This is a genomic window from Streptomyces sp. NBRC 110611 (assembly GCF_001590865.1).
Taxonomy (GTDB): domain Bacteria; phylum Actinomycetota; class Actinomycetes; order Streptomycetales; family Streptomycetaceae; genus Streptomyces.
Genome location: NZ_BBUY01000026.1, coordinates 24,511 through 39,432 on the forward strand (window position 1 = coordinate 24,511; position 14,922 = coordinate 39,432).

10 protein-coding genes are annotated in these 14,922 nt (G+C 71.4%); 4 read left to right on the forward strand and 6 right to left on the reverse strand.

The window, feature by feature from the left end:
- The first annotated feature begins 47 nt into the window (after nucleotides 1–47).
- On the forward strand, nucleotides 48–920 hold the full coding sequence (locus tag AZE13_RS30850; RefSeq protein WP_181690502.1) for a DUF4231 domain-containing protein: 873 nt from the start codon (nucleotides 48–50) through the stop codon (nucleotides 918–920).
- A gap of 15 nt (nucleotides 921–935) precedes the next feature.
- Here AZE13_RS30850 and AZE13_RS30855 read toward each other — a convergent pair whose 3' ends face one another.
- The 4 genes from AZE13_RS30855 to AZE13_RS30870 all read right to left on the reverse strand — a co-directional run bounded on the left by AZE13_RS30855 (nucleotide 936) and on the right by AZE13_RS30870 (nucleotide 6,810).
- A complete protein-coding gene (locus tag AZE13_RS30855) occupies nucleotides 936–4,538 on the reverse strand; it encodes a TIR domain-containing protein (RefSeq protein WP_147264764.1) in 3,603 nt (1,200 codons plus the stop codon).
- Nucleotides 4,539–4,836: 298 nt separating this feature from the next.
- Nucleotides 4,837–5,271 carry an arsenate reductase ArsC gene (locus AZE13_RS30860; protein ID WP_066939407.1) on the reverse strand — a complete coding sequence of 145 codons (435 nt, stop codon included), beginning with the start codon at nucleotides 5,269–5,271 and terminating at the stop codon, nucleotides 4,837–4,839.
- Entirely contained in the window at nucleotides 5,264–6,379 is a 1,116-nt protein-coding gene (arsB, locus tag AZE13_RS30865) for an ACR3 family arsenite efflux transporter (protein WP_066939410.1), read from the reverse strand. The genes AZE13_RS30860 and arsB overlap by 8 nt, the downstream gene beginning before the upstream one ends.
- Nucleotides 6,376–6,810: an ArsR/SmtB family transcription factor gene (locus AZE13_RS30870; RefSeq protein ID WP_066939413.1), complete on the reverse strand. Its 435-nt coding sequence runs from the start codon at nucleotides 6,808–6,810 to the stop codon at nucleotides 6,376–6,378. The genes arsB and AZE13_RS30870 overlap by 4 nt, the downstream gene beginning before the upstream one ends.
- 83 nt (nucleotides 6,811–6,893) lie before the next feature.
- On the opposite strand from AZE13_RS30870, the gene AZE13_RS30875 reads away from it, so the two are divergent.
- The 3 genes from AZE13_RS30875 to AZE13_RS30885 all read left to right on the forward strand — a co-directional run bounded on the left by AZE13_RS30875 (nucleotide 6,894) and on the right by AZE13_RS30885 (nucleotide 10,528).
- Nucleotides 6,894–7,574 (forward strand): response regulator transcription factor, encoded by a 681-nt coding sequence (locus tag AZE13_RS30875; protein WP_066939415.1) that lies wholly within the window; start codon nucleotides 6,894–6,896, stop codon nucleotides 7,572–7,574.
- A gap of 88 nt (nucleotides 7,575–7,662) precedes the next feature.
- Nucleotides 7,663–9,231, forward strand: a complete 1,569-nt coding sequence (locus AZE13_RS30880) for a sensor histidine kinase (protein WP_066939418.1) — start codon at nucleotides 7,663–7,665, stop codon at nucleotides 9,229–9,231.
- A gap of 55 nt (nucleotides 9,232–9,286) precedes the next feature.
- Complete coding sequence (locus AZE13_RS30885; protein WP_066939420.1) at nucleotides 9,287–10,528, forward strand: LCP family protein; 1,242 nt, start codon at nucleotides 9,287–9,289, stop codon at nucleotides 10,526–10,528.
- Nucleotides 10,529–10,630: 102 nt separating this feature from the next.
- Here AZE13_RS30885 and AZE13_RS30890 read toward each other — a convergent pair whose 3' ends face one another.
- Nucleotides 10,631–11,440 carry an MgtC/SapB family protein gene (locus tag AZE13_RS30890; RefSeq protein ID WP_079124547.1) on the reverse strand — a complete coding sequence of 270 codons (810 nt, stop codon included), beginning with the start codon at nucleotides 11,438–11,440 and terminating at the stop codon, nucleotides 10,631–10,633.
- 84 nt (nucleotides 11,441–11,524) lie between these two features.
- On the reverse strand, nucleotides 11,525–14,302 hold the full coding sequence (gene mgtA, locus AZE13_RS30895) for a magnesium-translocating P-type ATPase (RefSeq protein WP_079124548.1): 2,778 nt from the start codon (nucleotides 14,300–14,302) through the stop codon (nucleotides 11,525–11,527).
- Nucleotides 14,303–14,922: the final 620 nt, after the last annotated feature.

Genomic DNA, 14,922 nt, shown 5'->3' on the forward strand with positions numbered 1-14,922 from the left:
CCACAATGGACGGGGCACGGAAGGTCGACCGGTCGGAGGGGCGCGCGGTGTCAGCGGTGTTGACGGAGGCGTGGGAGCGGCAGAGCATCTGGTCGCAGGCAGCGAACCGGCTGAAGGCGTCGATCGTCAGGGCCCGGCTGCTGGCCCTGCTGCTGGGGGTCTCCTTCGCCGTGCTGGGAGCGGCTTCCGCCCAGGTGATGGCGGCCAGTGCGGTATGGGGGAAATCCCTGGCGTTCGCCGCCGCGGTGACGGCGGCGAGCGCTTCCCTGGTCGCCCAGCGCGCCACCCCGCAGCGCATCCGGGACTGGACCCGGCTGCGCTCCCTGTCCGAGGGGGCGAAGGCGCAGATCTACGCACGACTGGCGGGCGGCGCCGCGTACCGCACCGGGGCCCCGGACGCACTGCTCGCCGAGCGGATCGACGGGCTCCGGGCGGATGGCGCGGACCTGGCGCGGCACTGCGCGGACCTGGTGCCGGTGCCCCGCCCGCTGCCCGCCGTCCATGACCTCGCGTCCTACATGGACCTCCGGGTCCAGGGTCAGGTCGTCGGCTACTACCGGCCGAACGCCGCGCTGATGGGCCGCCGGCTGGCCGCCGTACGGCGTGCCGAACTGACGCTGAGTGCGTCCGCCGCGGTGCTGGCCGCGGCCGGCGGGGCCTTCGAACTCGCTGCCACCGGCGTGTGGTTGGGGGTGGCGGCCACCGTCACGATGGCGGTGACCGCGCATGCGGCGGCGGCCAAGTACGACTACCAGGAGCTGGAGTTCTCCCGTACAGCGGAGGAGCTGGACCGGGTGTACCGGCACTGGCGGAGGCAGCCGCCCGCGGGACCGGCGGACGAGGACCGGATCATCGAACGCTGCGAGGATGTGATCTCGGTCCAGAACGAGGCATGGATGGTGAAGTGGCAAGGGCAGTGAGGCACCCCTGTGCCGCTACGGCGTGGAGCACGAAGCCGGGTAGCGCTCCCCGGATGCCGCCGCCCGCCATTCGGCCGTGGTGAGCCGGCGGCCCGCGTGCCGGCACAGTGAACTCTGCCAGTGCGCCGGATCCAGGTCCACGGAGACCAGCGCGCCACCGCCCGCGAGGACGGCCCGGGTGCCGTCCGGTGTGATCTGGGGCTCGGCCCGGGTGTCCGCCGTGGCCAGCCGCGGCCCCACCCGCTTCCGTTGGCGCAGATCCCACAGCCACAGGCTGCTGGCGTTGAACTCGGCGAGCGGCTGCGTGACGACCAGCAGGTGCGTGCCATCGGGAGTGATCCGCAGGTTCTGCACCACCGTCACGCCCGGCTCCCCGACATCGAAGGCGGGGCCGAGCCGCACACCGGTCCGCGCGTCCCACAGCTGGACGGACGTGCTCAAGCCGCTCACGGTCGCCAGGGTGCGGCCGTCCGGGGAGAACGCCACCGACGTACCGTCCTTCGTTCCTCGGCGCGGCCTGCCCGTCGCGGTGTCCCAGAGCCGGACCCGCGATTGGCGGTCTGCGGCGGCGAGGGTCCGCCCGTCGGGGCTCAGCACCACCGAGTCCAGATAGCCGTTCTCCCGCACCGAGCCGTAGGTCCGTACGCTGCGGCCGTCCGCGAGGCGCCAGCGTTCCACCGTGGACTCCTGGGTGAAGGCGAGGTAGAGATGCCGCCCGTCGGGAGAGAACACCAGTGTCCCGGGCGCCTCCTTGGGGTTGGGGCGGACGGTGCTGCGGAGGGTGGCGGTACGGCGTCCCGTCGCGGCGGCGAAGATCTCGACGAAGGTCCGCAGTTCCGGACCCACCGAAGTCACCACGCCGGTGCCGACCGTCTGCGCGACGGCGATGTGTGCTCCGTCGGGGCTGTAGGCGACGGACCAGCCGGTGCCGGTGAGCGGGACGGCCCGGCGGCGCCGCCCGTCCGCGCTGCCGACCAGGGTCAGTTCGGTGCCCTTGCGGTGCAGCACGGCCAGGGTGCGGCCGTCGGGGCTCAGCGCGTTCGCCGCGACGGTGGTCAACGGCGCGGGCAGCCGCGAGACGATCCGGCCGTGGCCGTCCAGGCGCCAGCCCGTCAGCTCGCCCCGGTCGTTCAAGGTCACCGCACGGCGGCCGTCCACGCTGTGCACGACGCCCGTGGACGACATCGGCGCCACCCCGGCGAGTGCGGCCAGCCGCATCCCGTGCCGCGGCGCACCGGCCACCATCGCGGGGATCCGGCTCTCCCACTCCATCGCGCCGTAGTCCCGGTGCAGTCCGGCCTTGCGCAGCTCTTCGAAGGGGACCGGGCCCAGTTTGCGACGGTTCTCCAGATCCCAGACCTCGTCGTCGCCGCGGGTCGTCCCGAAGGGCGTCAGCAGTACGCGCCGCCCGTCCTCCGAGACCGCGCTCGGAATCCTGCCGGGATCCGGTGTCCAGACGTCGTGCCCGCCGGGCCCGATCACCTTCGCGGCATGGTGGTCGTCGACGACCGGTTTGTCGTCGGCGGTCCAGCCGTACAGCGCGCTCTTCCCGGCCGCGGCGTTGGGATCGCGCGTGACACGGACGTCCAGGGGGCGGCCGGTGGCCTCGCGCAGCGTGCCCGCGTCCGGACCGTTGCACCACACCCGGGTGCCGCGCGGGTTCGGAGCGGGCTCGGCGCACGTGTACCGGGCGACGTCCCGGCGGTGGGTCACGTCCCGGACGAGGGTGGCCGCCGACCCGGCCGCCGCGGCCACCACCCGCCCGCCGTCCCCGGCGAGACCGCCGGACCAGACACCGGAGGAGGACGGACGCCCCGCAGTCCGGAAGACGTCCACCACACGCAGCGACCTGGTGTCGCGCACCTCGATCCGGTCGCCCCGGCTCACCACGATCCGCCGCCCGTCCCGGCTCAGGCCCCGCCGTGCGTCGTGCGGCAGTTGCCCCGGCACGCTCCCGCGCGGCCGCCAGTCCGCGGTGTCCCAGATGCGGGTCCGGCCGTCGGCGAACGTCGCCGCGAAGACCCGGCCGTCCCGGCTGAACGCCGTGGTGCCGATCCCGCGCAGTCCGGTCGCCAGGACCGAAACGGCCTGATTGACCCGCATCAGCTGGGTGGCCATCGCATGGCGCGCCTCGTACGTGTCCGCCTGCGCGTACGCGGCCGCGCCCAGCAGCGAGGACCGTACGAGCCCGGCGTAGGGCTGCGCGTCCGCCGCGGCGGCCAGCCGCTGGGAGAGGGCGGTCCGGCGCTGCCGTTCGGCGTCCGCCTGGCCGGTCAGCACCAGCCCGGTCAGCACGGCGAGGACGGCCACCACCGCCACCGCGCCCAGCCACCAGCGGCGGGCGCGGAGCCGGCCCGCGATCCGGCTCCGGTCGATGAACTCGTCCTGCGCCGCGGTGCGCCGGGCCCGGAAGCCGGGCGTGCGCGGAGTGTGCGCCCGCCACGCCTCGGCGATCCGGACCTCGTGCGGACGCAGCAGCAGACCTTCGCTGAACCCGCTCGCCCGCCAGGCGTGCGCCTGCTCGCCGAACCGGGTGTGCAGATCCACCCACACATGCTCCTGGGCGACGAACGCCAGCGTCTCCCGTACCCCCCGGTCGAAATCCGCCGCGCCGCTCATGGTGAGCCGCTGGTACTCGGCCAGCGGCTCCCAGCCCGCAGCACGCAGGGCGGCGGTCGTGCTGCCCGCCGGCTCCGGGGAGATCAGTACCGGAAGAATCCGCTTCCCCAGCGCGATGGCCTCCTCGCACTCGCGCAAACACCACTCGGAACGCAGCGAGTTGCTGCTGACGAGGACGATCACGGCGTCCGAGGCGCGCAGCGCGTCGAAGATCTTCCATCGCCACTTCTCCGACGCTCTGATCCCCTGCCAGTCCACCCACACCCCCCGCACATGCTGCTCCAGCGCACGTACATAGCGGGTGGCGAACTCCTCATCGGTACGGGCGTAGCTGAGGAACACCCGTGCGGTGTTCCGGAGTTGCGGCAGCCCCTCGCCTTCCGGTGTGCCGGCGAACGGGTCACGGAGCCGGGCCCGGCGCGCCGGCCACTCCCGCAGCGCGGCACAGCCGCCGCCGATCACCAGCGCCACCACCGACACCAGCAGCGGCCAGTACCACTGCGCGAACGACGGGCCGAACAGGCCGGCACTCACCTGCCGGTCGAACCACCCCAGCAACTCCCCCACCACCGCCGCCCGCCCCTCGGGCACCAGCTCCCCGCGGACGAACGGCGCCGTCCAGCGCTGCACGGCCCAGGCCGCACCACCCAGCACACCCGCCGCGACCAGCGCCCACAGCACCAGCCCCCGCAACGACAGCCGGAGGTCCGGCACCGTGCGGCGCTCCCCCGCCGCCTCCCGGCACACCAGGGCCTGCGCCGCGCTCGTACCGCACCCGAGGACCGCCACCGTCCCCACCAAAGCCGTTCCGTACGGGGTGGGCAGGGCCGGCACGAACGGGATGACCACCACGACACAGCCCACCGCCGTCAGCAGCCACACCACGCTCTCCGGCCGCGACAACCGACGCCACCGCCACCCCAGCCGCCCGATGCCCGCCGACCGCCGCCGGAGCTGCCCCACCGTCTCCGCCAACGGGCTGAAGACCAACGTGGCCACGGGAATCCGACCAGCCCGCCCAGGGGCCCGAAGAACAGCCGGCACAGCAGCCAGGACAGCCCGCAGGCGAGCAACCAGGCGGCGCGGGTGCTCACCACCCAGCGGATTGATCGCGAGACCATGAACCCTCCCGTGAGAGTGCACCGAGGCGCACACAGTTCCTTCCCACGGGAACGAGGGACGCACCCCAGGAACAGGAAGCAGCACGCGCTCCAGGACAAGGGAGACGCACTCCAGGAAAGGGGCGCACCATCGGCTTCGTCCCGCGCCATGGCCCTACTCGTGATGGCCCAGCTCGTTATGGCCCTGCTCGTTCATGGCCCGGGCCGGAGTCGATCTCGGCGATGAGCACCTCGATGCGAGTCCTGATCTCGTCGCGGATCGAGCGGACGGCTTCGAGGCCCTGACCGGCCGGGTCCGCCAGGGCCCAGTCGAGGTACTTCCTGCCGGGGAAGACGGGGCAGGCGTCGCCGCAGCCCATGGTGACCACGACGTCGGATGCCCGGACCGCGTCGGTGGTCAGCACCCTCGGCACCTCGGCGGAGATGTCGATACCGATCTCGGTCATGGCCGCGACGACGGCGGGGTTGACGGCATCGGCGGGAGCGGACCCCGCGGAGCGCACCTCGATGCGGTCGCCCGCGAGGTGGGTGAGGAAGGCGGCGGCCATCTGGGAGCGTCCGGCGTTGTGGACGCAGACGAACAGGACCGAGGGCTTGGCGGGTTCAGGCATGAGCGGAGCCTTCCGGGGCGGCGGCCGGTGAGGCTGCCGGGGTACTGGAGGCGGGGAAGAAGCGGCGGGCGGCGAGGGCCACGTACACGAGGCCGATGAGGACGGGGACCTCGATGAGGGGGCCGACGACTCCGGCCAGGGCCTGGCCGCTGGTGGCACCGAAGGTGGCGATGGCGACCGCGATGGCCAGCTCGAAGTTGTTGCCCGCGGCGGTGAACGCGAGCGTCGTGGCGCGCGGGTGGTCCAGGCCGACCGCGCGGCCGAGGGCCATGGAACCGCCCCACATGAGGGTGAAGTACACCAGGAGCGGCAGCGCGATGCGTGCGACGTCCAGCGGCTTGGAGGTGATGGCGTCGCCTTGGAGGGCGAAGAGCACGACGATGGTGAACAGCAGCCCGTACAGGGCGAACGGTCCGATCCGCGGGATCAGCTTCGTCTCGTACCAGGTGCGGCCCTTGGCCTTCTCCCCCAGGCGGCGCGTGAGGTATCCGGCCAGCAGCGGGATCCCGAGGAAGACCAGGACGCTACGGGCGATCTCCCCCACCGACACGTCCAGAGCCGCCTGCTCGAAGCCCAGCCAACCCGGCAGCACGGACAGGTAGAACCAGCCGAGCAGGCTGAACGAGAGGACCTGGAATACGGAGTTGAGGGCGATGAGGACGGCGGCGGCTTCGCGGTCGCCGCCGGCGAGGTCGTTCCAGACGATGACCATGGCGATGCAGCGGGCCAGACCGACGATGATCAGGCCGGTGCGGTACTCGGGCAGGTCGGGCAGGAAGAACCAGGCAAGGGCGAACATCACCGCCGGGCCCAGCACCCAGTTCAGCACCAAGGACGGGATCAGGAGGCGGCGGTCACCCAGGACGGTGTCGAGGCGGCCGTAGCGGACCTTGGCCAGGACCGGGTACATCATCACGAGCAGGCCCAGCGCGATGGGCAACGAGACTCCGGTGACGGTGACGCTGGCCAGAGCGTCGCCGAGGCCGGGCACGAGGCGGCCCAGGCCGAGGCCGGCGGCCATCGCTGCCCCGATCCACACCGCGAGGTAGCGGTCCACGAAGGACAGCCGCCCGGCGACCGGCGCCGAGGACGTGATGCCGTCGCTCACGAGGACGCCTCCACAGGTGCCTCCGCGGACGTTTCCGGAGGCGCCTCCGCGGGCCCGGACCGGCCGGGGCGGGTGAGGATCTCGGCCAGCGTGTCGGTCATCTCCGGCAGCAGCCAGTAGTAGACCCACGTGCCACGCCGCTCGCAGTCGATGAGTCCGGCCTGCCGCAGCAGCTTCAGATGGTGGGAGATGGTCGGCTGCGACAGGTCGAACGCCGACGTCAGGTCGCAGACGCAGACCTCGCCGCCGGCCCGTGAGGCGATCATCGACAGCAGGCGCAGCCGTACCGGATCGCCCAGGGCCTTGAACACCTTGGCCAGCTCGACCGCCCGGGCTTCGCCCAGCGGGGCGGTCAGCAGCCCGGGGCAGCAGCCCTCGGCCGCCTCGTCGGCATCCGCTTGATCGAGCACCACAAGCCCTTGTTTCGACATATGCCTATGTTGACAAACTTCGATTCAGGGCACAAGAGGGCCGGTGGGACCGCACCCATGGGACAAGAAGGACAATGGCCCCCATGCGGATACTCCTGGTCGAGGATGAAGAAGGGCTCGTCGACTCGCTCAAGCGCGGCCTGGCAGCCGAGGGCCACTGGGTCGATGTGGCCTGCGACGGCCACCACGGCCTGCAGCTGGCGCTCACCGGCCCGTACGATGCGATCCTGCTCGACGTCATGCTGCCCGGCCTGAACGGCTACGAGATATGTGGCCGGCTGCGGCGCCAGGGCAACTGGACTCCGGTGCTGATGCTCACCGCCAAGGACGGCGAGTACGACGAGGCCGAGGGCCTGGACGCGGGCGCCGACGACTACCTCACCAAGCCGTTCTCCTTCGTCGTACTGCTGGCGCGACTGCGCGCACTGGGCCGCCGGGGCCGCGCCGCCGAGCGCCCCCACACCCTCCAGGCCGGAGACCTCACGCTGGACGCCGAGGGCCGCCGCTGCCGCCGCGGGGCCGCCGACATCGAGCTGACCGCACGCGAACTGGCGGTCCTCCGCTGCCTGATGATCGGCGAGGGCCGGACCGTGGCCAAGCAGGACATCCTCGACGAGGTCTGGGACTCCCCCGCCGAGACCGACCCCAATATCGTCGAGGTGTATGTCTCCTCACTGCGCAAGAAGATCGACGCGCCGTTCGGGCGCCGCTCGATCCTGACCGTGCACGGCACCGGCTACCGGATGGCGCCCGATGGCGGCTAGGAACTCCGGGAACCCGATGGCGGCTGGGACGACCAGGACGGGGAATACCAGGAAAGGGAATACCGGGAAGCGGCGGGGCAGGGGCGGGGTGCGCTGGCCGCGCACCGTACGGGCCCGCTGTGCCGCGGCCGCCGCCCTCACCATGGCCCTGGTCCTGGCCGTCGGCGGCGGCTGGCTCTACACGATTCTGCGCGCCAACCTCCTGGACAACACCACGGGCCGGACGGAACTGGCCGCCCGGAAGGTCGCCGCCCAGGCCGACGCAGGTGGCCTCCCCGACCTGCTGCCCGCCCCCTCGTCGGGTGTCGACCTGGTGCTGGTCCTCGATCCGGCGGGCCGCGTCGTCGCCACCAGCCGCCGCTCCGCCGAACCCGCCGCCGCATCCCTCGCCGCCCGGCTGACCTCCTTCCGTCCGCCTCCCGGCCAGGACTCCGCCTCCGGCATCGTCACCGGAAGCCGGGCCGCGGGCGACGCGGGTGGCAAGGGCGGCGAACGCAGCGACGTGGTCGTGGTACGCGCCACGCCGCCCGGCGGCGCACCCCGCTACGTCTATGCGCTGACGGTCCTGTCCGACGTGGACGACGCCACCCACGCCATCGCACTCGGTCTGCTGGCCAGCGCCCCACCACTGATCGCCCTGGCCGCAGCCATCGCCTGGGCGGTCACCGGCCTGGCGCTGCGGCCGGTGAGCGCGATCCGCACCGAGCTGGCCGCCGTCACCGGGAGCGCACTGCACCGCCGGGTGCCGGACCCGGCCGGCGGCGACGAGATCGCTCTGCTGGCCCGTACGGTCAACACGACCCTGGACCGGCTGGAGGAGGCCGTCACCCGCCAGCGGCAGTTCGCCGCCGATGCCTCGCACGAGCTGCGGAATCCGATCGCCGCCGTACGCTCCCAGCTGGAGGTCGTACTCACCACGTGGGATCTCACGACGCGGGAGCTCACCACACCGGAACTCACGACGCGAGAGCTCACCGCGCCGGAGTCACGGCAGGCGGCCCGAACCGTTCGAGCAGGCACGCCGGGGTCCGTCCCCCGCGAACAGGAGCTGCGCGACGGTGTGCGGTCCGCGCTCGCCGACACCCGGCGGCTCCAGCGGATCGCCACCGACCTGCTGCTGCTCGCCCGGCTGGATTCCCGCCCGGAGCCCGCCCGCGAGCCGGTGGACCTGGCCCTGCTGGCGGCCGAGGAAGCGGCCCGTCGACCGCGGACCCGGGTGCCGGTCACCGTTGTGGCGCCCGGGCCGGTACCCGTACGCGCGGACCCGGCGCAGTGGGAGCGGCTGCTGGCCAACCTCGTCGACAACGCCCTTCGCTACGCGGACAGCGAGGTGCGGATCACGGCCCGCAGCGCCCGGGACCGGGCCGTACTGGAGGTCGCCGACGACGGCCCGGGGATTCCCGAGGCCGCGCGCGAGCAGGTCTTCACACGGTTCGCGCGGCTGGACACGGCCCGCGACCGGGGGCGAGGCGGCAGCGGGCTGGGCCTGGCCATCGCCCGGGAGATCGCCCGTGCGCACGGAGGCGACCTGACGGCCGACGACGCCGAGCACGGCGGTGCCCGCCTGGTGGCCACTCTCCCCACCGCACCGGGATCGCCCACGCCCGCACCGCACCTCCCGCCCGCACCGCGCTCCTCGCCCGCACCGCACTCCTGAAAGCCCCTTCAGAACTCTCAGGATTCCTTCAGCACCGGCATCCGACGCTGGTCCGATGAACCATCCCCGCAGGAACCAGCACCGCAAGCAGGCACCCCGCCGACTGGGCCGCAAGCTGCTGCTCTGCGCCCTCGCCCTCGTGCTGTGCGCGGGCGCGGGCGGCTGGTACCTCTACCGCGACCTGGCCGGGCAGATCGGCTCCTCGTATGCGCTGGACGACGGCTCGCCCCGGTCCGCCGGGGGCGACACCAACATCCTGCTGATGGGGCTGGACAGCCGTAAGGACCAGAACGGCGAGGACCTGCCGGCGGACGTCCTCGACAAGCTGCACGCCGGCAGCTCCGACATCGGCGGCTACAACACCAACACCCTGATCCTGCTGCATGTTCCGGGCGACGGCAGCCGGGCCACCGCGTTCTCCATCCCGCGCGACGACTTCGTCGACATCCCGGGCCACGGCCAGGACAAGATCAAGAAGGCGTACGGGCTGGCGAAGGCCCGTACGGAGGACCGGCTGTACCAGCAGGGGGTGCGTGACCGGCACCAGCTGGAGCACGACGGGCGGGAGGCGGGCCGCAGAGCCGAGATCGAGACCGTACGGAGTTTCCTCGGCGTCCCCATCGACCACTTCGCCGAGGTGAACCTGGTCGGCTTCCTGCATATCGCCGATGCGCTCGGCGGCGTGGAGGTGTGCCTGAAGAAGCCGGCCAAGGACCGCTATTCGGGCGCGGACTTCACGGCGGGCCGGCAGACGCTGAACGGCCCGCAGTCGCTGGCCTTCGTACGGCAGCGGCACGGCCTGCCGGCAGGCGACCTGGACCGTACCCGCCGCCAGCAGGCGTTCCTGGCCTCCGCCACCCACAAACTGAATTCGGCCGGCACCTTCACCGACCCGGGCCGGCTGCTGAATCTCCTGGATGTGGCCAAGAAGGACCTGGTCATCGACGAAGGCTGGGATCTGCTGTCGTTCATCAAGCAGGCCAGAAATCTCTCCGGCGGGAATGTGGAGTTCTCCACGCTGCCCATCGAGGGCTTCGGCCGGCACAACGGCGAGGACATCAACCGTGTCGACCCCGGAAAAATCCGGCGCCTGGTCGCCGAGCGGATCGGCAAGGGCCACGGCAGCGGCACCACCCCGGGCCGCAGCGGCGGTGACGCGCCGGGCCACCGCAGCGGGGAAGCGCCCGCACCCTCCGCGAACGACACGAACACGCCGGCTTCCGGGCCTTCCTCCCCCAGGACTGCGGCACCGTCGGCCCCCACACCCGACGACGGAGCCATCCCGTGCGTGGACTGACGGCCGCTCCCCCGTCGACGCGCCAAGGCGCCACTGCCCGCCTTATCCGAGGCACCTCTGCTCGTCTTCTCCGTAGTTCGAGGGGGTCCGACACACCGCCGGTCAGCGGCCGGTGAACAGGTTGCGCACCCGCGGCCGGGCGCGCGGTCCGGCCGCGTAGTCGTCGTCCAAGTGGTCGGTGCCGTCACCGGACTCGTGCAGCACCGTCCAGCTCACGGCCGAGACCGCGGGCTCCAGGGACAGCCGGCTGACGGCCTCCTCCAGGAGGCTGTCGTCGCGGCGCTCGGTGGTGAGTTCGGCCGCGACGATCACCTTGCCCGCCGCCTCCCCGTCCTGGCTGCGGACCGAGCGCAGCAGGAAGCCGGGGCGGGTGACGCCCTGCACGACCAGGGTGCGTACGTGCGCCTCCTCGGGCTCGGTGCAGACCACCTCGAAGCGGTAGTCGGTGGCCACCTCGGCCCCGGCCCCGACGCGCGTTCCGCGGTCCAGCCCGCGCGCGAGCGGCCGCAGCAGGGTGTTGGCTCCGACGACTCCCGCCGTGCCGAGCCCCGCGACCACGTACAGCCCGGCCCCGGCGAGGGCGCCGACCGCGGCGGAACACCACAGCGTGGCGGCCGTGTTCAGGCCGCGCACGCTCAGCCCGTCGCGCATGATGACGCCCGCGCCGAGGAAACCGATGCCGGAGACGATCTGTGCGGCCACCCGCGAGCCGTCGTAGCCCGTGGTACTCGTCGCCGCCGCGAAGCCGTACTGCGAGAGCAGGACGAACAGGGCGGATCCCCCCGCGACGAGCGCGTTGGTCCGCAGACCGGCCATCCGGGCCCGCCACTGGCGCTCCAGGCCGATGATCGCTCCGAAGCCCAGACCGGCCCCTATGTTGGCCGCCAGGTGCCATTCGTTGAGCACGATCATGATCCACCCTTTCCCTTCCGCGTTTCTTCCGTCTTCTGCTGTCTTCTGCTGTCTTCTACTGCGGTGTTGCGCGCTGTCCGCTCGTCACAGCCAGCTGTGGAACCGGCGGATGTACCACGTCTTCACACCCTGGGTCAGCAGGCAGTACGCCAGCAGGGTCCCGACCAGCCACGGGAAGTAGCTCACCGGCAGGGCCTGCATGCCGAGCGCCGGGGCGAGCGGCGAGAACGGCAGCGCGATACCGACGGCCATGACCAGCGCGGTCATCAGCAACACGGGCGCGGTGGCCCGCGACTGGACGAACGGAATCCTGCGGGTGCGCAGCATGTGCACGACCAACGTCTGCGTCAGCAGGCCCTCGACGAACCAGCCGGACTGGAAGAGCGACTGGTGCGCCTCGCTGTTGGCGCCGAAGACATGCCACATCAGCAGGAAGGTGGTGATGTCGAAGAGCGAGCTGGTCGGTCCCATGACGAGCATGAAGCGGCCGATGCCCCTGGCGTCCCAGGTGCGCGGCTTGCGCAGGTACTCCTTGTCCATCCGGTCCCAGGGGGTGGCCAGTTGAGAGATGTCGTAGGCGAGGTTCTGCACGAGCAGCTGCATGGCCAGCATCGGCTGGAAGGGGATGAAGGCGGAGGCCACCAGCACCGAGAAGACGTTCCCGAAGTTCGAGGAGGCCGTCATCTTGATGTACTTGATGGTGTTGCCGAACGTCTGGCGCCCCTGGAGCACGCCCTGCTCGAGGACGGTCAGGTCCTTCTCCAGCAGGATGATGTCCGCGGACTCCTTGGCGATGTCGACGGCCGTGTCGACGGAGATGCCGACGTCGGACTCGCGCAGGGCCGCGGCGTCGTTGATGCCGTCGCCGAGGAAGCCGACCGTGTGCCCCTCCGCCTGGAGGGCGCGCACGATGCGGGCCTTCTGCATCGGGTTGGCCTTGGCGAACACCGTGGTCCGGCGGATCAGCCGGCGCAGTCCGGCGTCGTCGAGGGTGTCGATCACCGAGCCGGTCACGACCTCGCCGACGTCGATGCCGACGTCCGCGCAGACGCGGGCGGCGACGAATTCGTTGTCGCCGGTGACGACCTTGACGGCCACGCCGTTGTCGGACAGTGCGCGCAGCGCCTCGGCGGCGTCCTGCTTCGGCGGGTCGAGGAAGGCGAGAAAGCCGATCAGCGTCAGCTGGGACTCGTCCGCGACGGTGTAGGTTTCGCGATCGGCGGGCAGCGTGCGGGTGGCGACGGCCAGTACGCGCAGGCCCTGCCGGTTGTGGTCCTCAGCGGTACGGGTGACCGTGCGGCGCAGCGTGTCGGTGAGCTCGACCCGCTCGCCGTGATCGGTCATGTGCGTGCACAGCGCGAGGATTTCCTCGACGGCTCCCTTGGTGATGACGATGTGCTCGGCGGCGCCTGCCCGGTGGTCGGTCAGGTCGTTGCGGCGCAGGACGACGGACATCCGCCGGCGGGCGAAGTCGAAGGGGATCTCGTCGACCATCGTGAAGCGTGCGTCGACGACAACCTCCTCGGCTTCGAGTACCCGGTCGATGACCGCCTGGTCCATCAGGTTCCGCAGACCGGTCTGGAAGTGGCTGTTGAGGTAGGCGTACTCGAGGACGTCCCGGTCCTCCTGGCCGCGGACGTCCAGGTAGCGGTCGAGGACGATGCGGTCCTCGGTGAGCGTGCCGGTCTTGTCCGTGCACAGCACGTCCATGGCACCGAGGTTCTGGATGGCGTTGAGGCGCTTGACGACGACCTTGCGCTTGGCCATGGCGACGGCGCCGCGCGCGAGGTTGGTGGTGACCACCATCGGCAGCATCTCGGGGGTCAGCCCGACCGCGACGGCGATCGAGAAGCTGAATGCCTCGATCCAGTCGCCCTTGGTGAATCCGTTGATCGCGAGGACCACCGGGACCATGACGAGCATGAAACGGATCAGCAGGAAGCTGACCTTCTTCACTCCGGTGTCGAAGCTGGTCTGCGGACGCTCGCCGACGAGTGAGCCGGCCATCGAGCCGAAGTAGGTGTCCGCACCGGTGGCGACGACGACGCCGGTGGCCGTGCCGGAGGTGACCGAAGTGCCCATCAGGCACAGGTTGTCGGCCTCGACCGGGTCGGCGGTGGTGTGCCGGCCGTGGTCGCGGCTGCTGGGGGTCGTCCCTCCGGCGAAGCCAGGGGGAGTGTCGGCCTTGGCGACCGGGAGCGACTCGCCCGACAGCGCGGCCTGGGCGACCATGAGGTCCTTGGCTGCGAGCAGTCGCAGGTCAGCGGGCACGAGGTCGCCGGCCGCGAGCCGTACGACGTCGCCGGGGACGACCTGCGCCATCGGGATCTCGCCGGTCAGCGGCTTGGCGCTGCGGCCGGCGCGGCGCTGTACGGTCGTGGTCGTGGTGACCAGCGCGCGCAGGGCGGCGGCGGAGCGGCCCGACCGGTACTCCTGCCAGAACCGCAGCAGACCGCTGACCAGCACCATCGTGCCGAGAATGGCGATGCCCGGGTCGAAGGGCTCGTCGGCGGGGGCCTGCAGCCACTGCCAGAGCATGACGGCGTCGAGGGCGACGAGGACCAGTATGAAGGGGTTCCAGAAGGCCTTGGCCAGCTGGACGAGGAGGCGCGGGGTGCGCTCGTGGGCGACGGTGTTGGCACCGAAGCGCTCCAGGCGCGCGGCGGCCTCATCCTGCCGCAGGCCGTGCGTGGTGGCTTCGGTGTCGCGCAGCACCTGCGACACCGGCATGGCGCTCAAGCGCACCAGGCGCTCACCGACGGCGCGGGTGCGGGCCGCCAGCTCGGCGGCCTTGCGGTCGCGGCGATTCCGGCCCGGCGGAGCGAGCTTCTGCGGGGTGGGAGTGAGGACGGTGTTGCTCATGACGGAACCTCTCAGAAAATGAGGGCATGGCCGCATAACGGCATCGCGGCATGGCGGCATAACGGCGCGGCGCCACAGCAGCGCGGCCGGGCCATTGCACGGACGGTCGAGTGGAGAGGCAAACGGGCCGAAAGTCCCGACGGAGCAGGACGAAATGCCTTAGGGCAGCCGGTTCACCTGAGGAAAAGAACCTTGCGCATGACGCACGACGCCTGACTCATGACGCATGACGCGTGGCGAAAGGCGGGTCTCACGAACAAGGAGACGGGAGGAAAGGGGGAAACACACGCGACAGCACCGAGCGCTCGGGGCGCCTGGAGGAACTCAGAGAGGCTCTGACGTCAGCTCAACGAAAGATCAAATCAAAGAGAAAGATCAAAGATCAGCGAAAGAGCATGCTGCAGCGAGGACTTCCCTCGGGACTCCGACTGGTCATCCCGATCACCTCCTCGCTCGTGCGGACAGCGTCGGTGCCGCACGGCGCTTCGCACGCCGCGGAGTGCACAGAAAAGCCGCGCAGAAGCGCGGGCCTGCACGGCACCTTTCGCTGCCCAGCATGCCATAGGTCCGAGTAACGTCAAGGCGAAACGTCAACGGCAGGTAAAGCCCCGTTGAGGGAA

Bases quoted from the DNA above. Each gene is read 5' to 3' on its own strand.
- AZE13_RS30885 (WP_066939420.1), top strand. From the start codon at position 9,287: ATGAACCATCCCCGCAGGAACCAGCACCGCAAGCAGGCACCCCGCCGA.
- mgtA (WP_079124548.1), bottom strand. From the start codon at position 14,302: ATGAGCAACACCGTCCTCACTCCCACCCCGCAGAAGCTCGCTCCGCCG.
- AZE13_RS30870 (WP_066939413.1), bottom strand. From the start codon at position 6,810: ATGTCGAAACAAGGGCTTGTGGTGCTCGATCAAGCGGATGCCGACGAG.
- AZE13_RS30875 (WP_066939415.1), top strand. From the start codon at position 6,894: ATGCGGATACTCCTGGTCGAGGATGAAGAAGGGCTCGTCGACTCGCTC.
- AZE13_RS30860 (WP_066939407.1), bottom strand. From the start codon at position 5,271: ATGCCTGAACCCGCCAAGCCCTCGGTCCTGTTCGTCTGCGTCCACAAC.
- AZE13_RS30890 (WP_079124547.1), bottom strand. From the start codon at position 11,440: ATGATCGTGCTCAACGAATGGCACCTGGCGGCCAACATAGGGGCCGGT.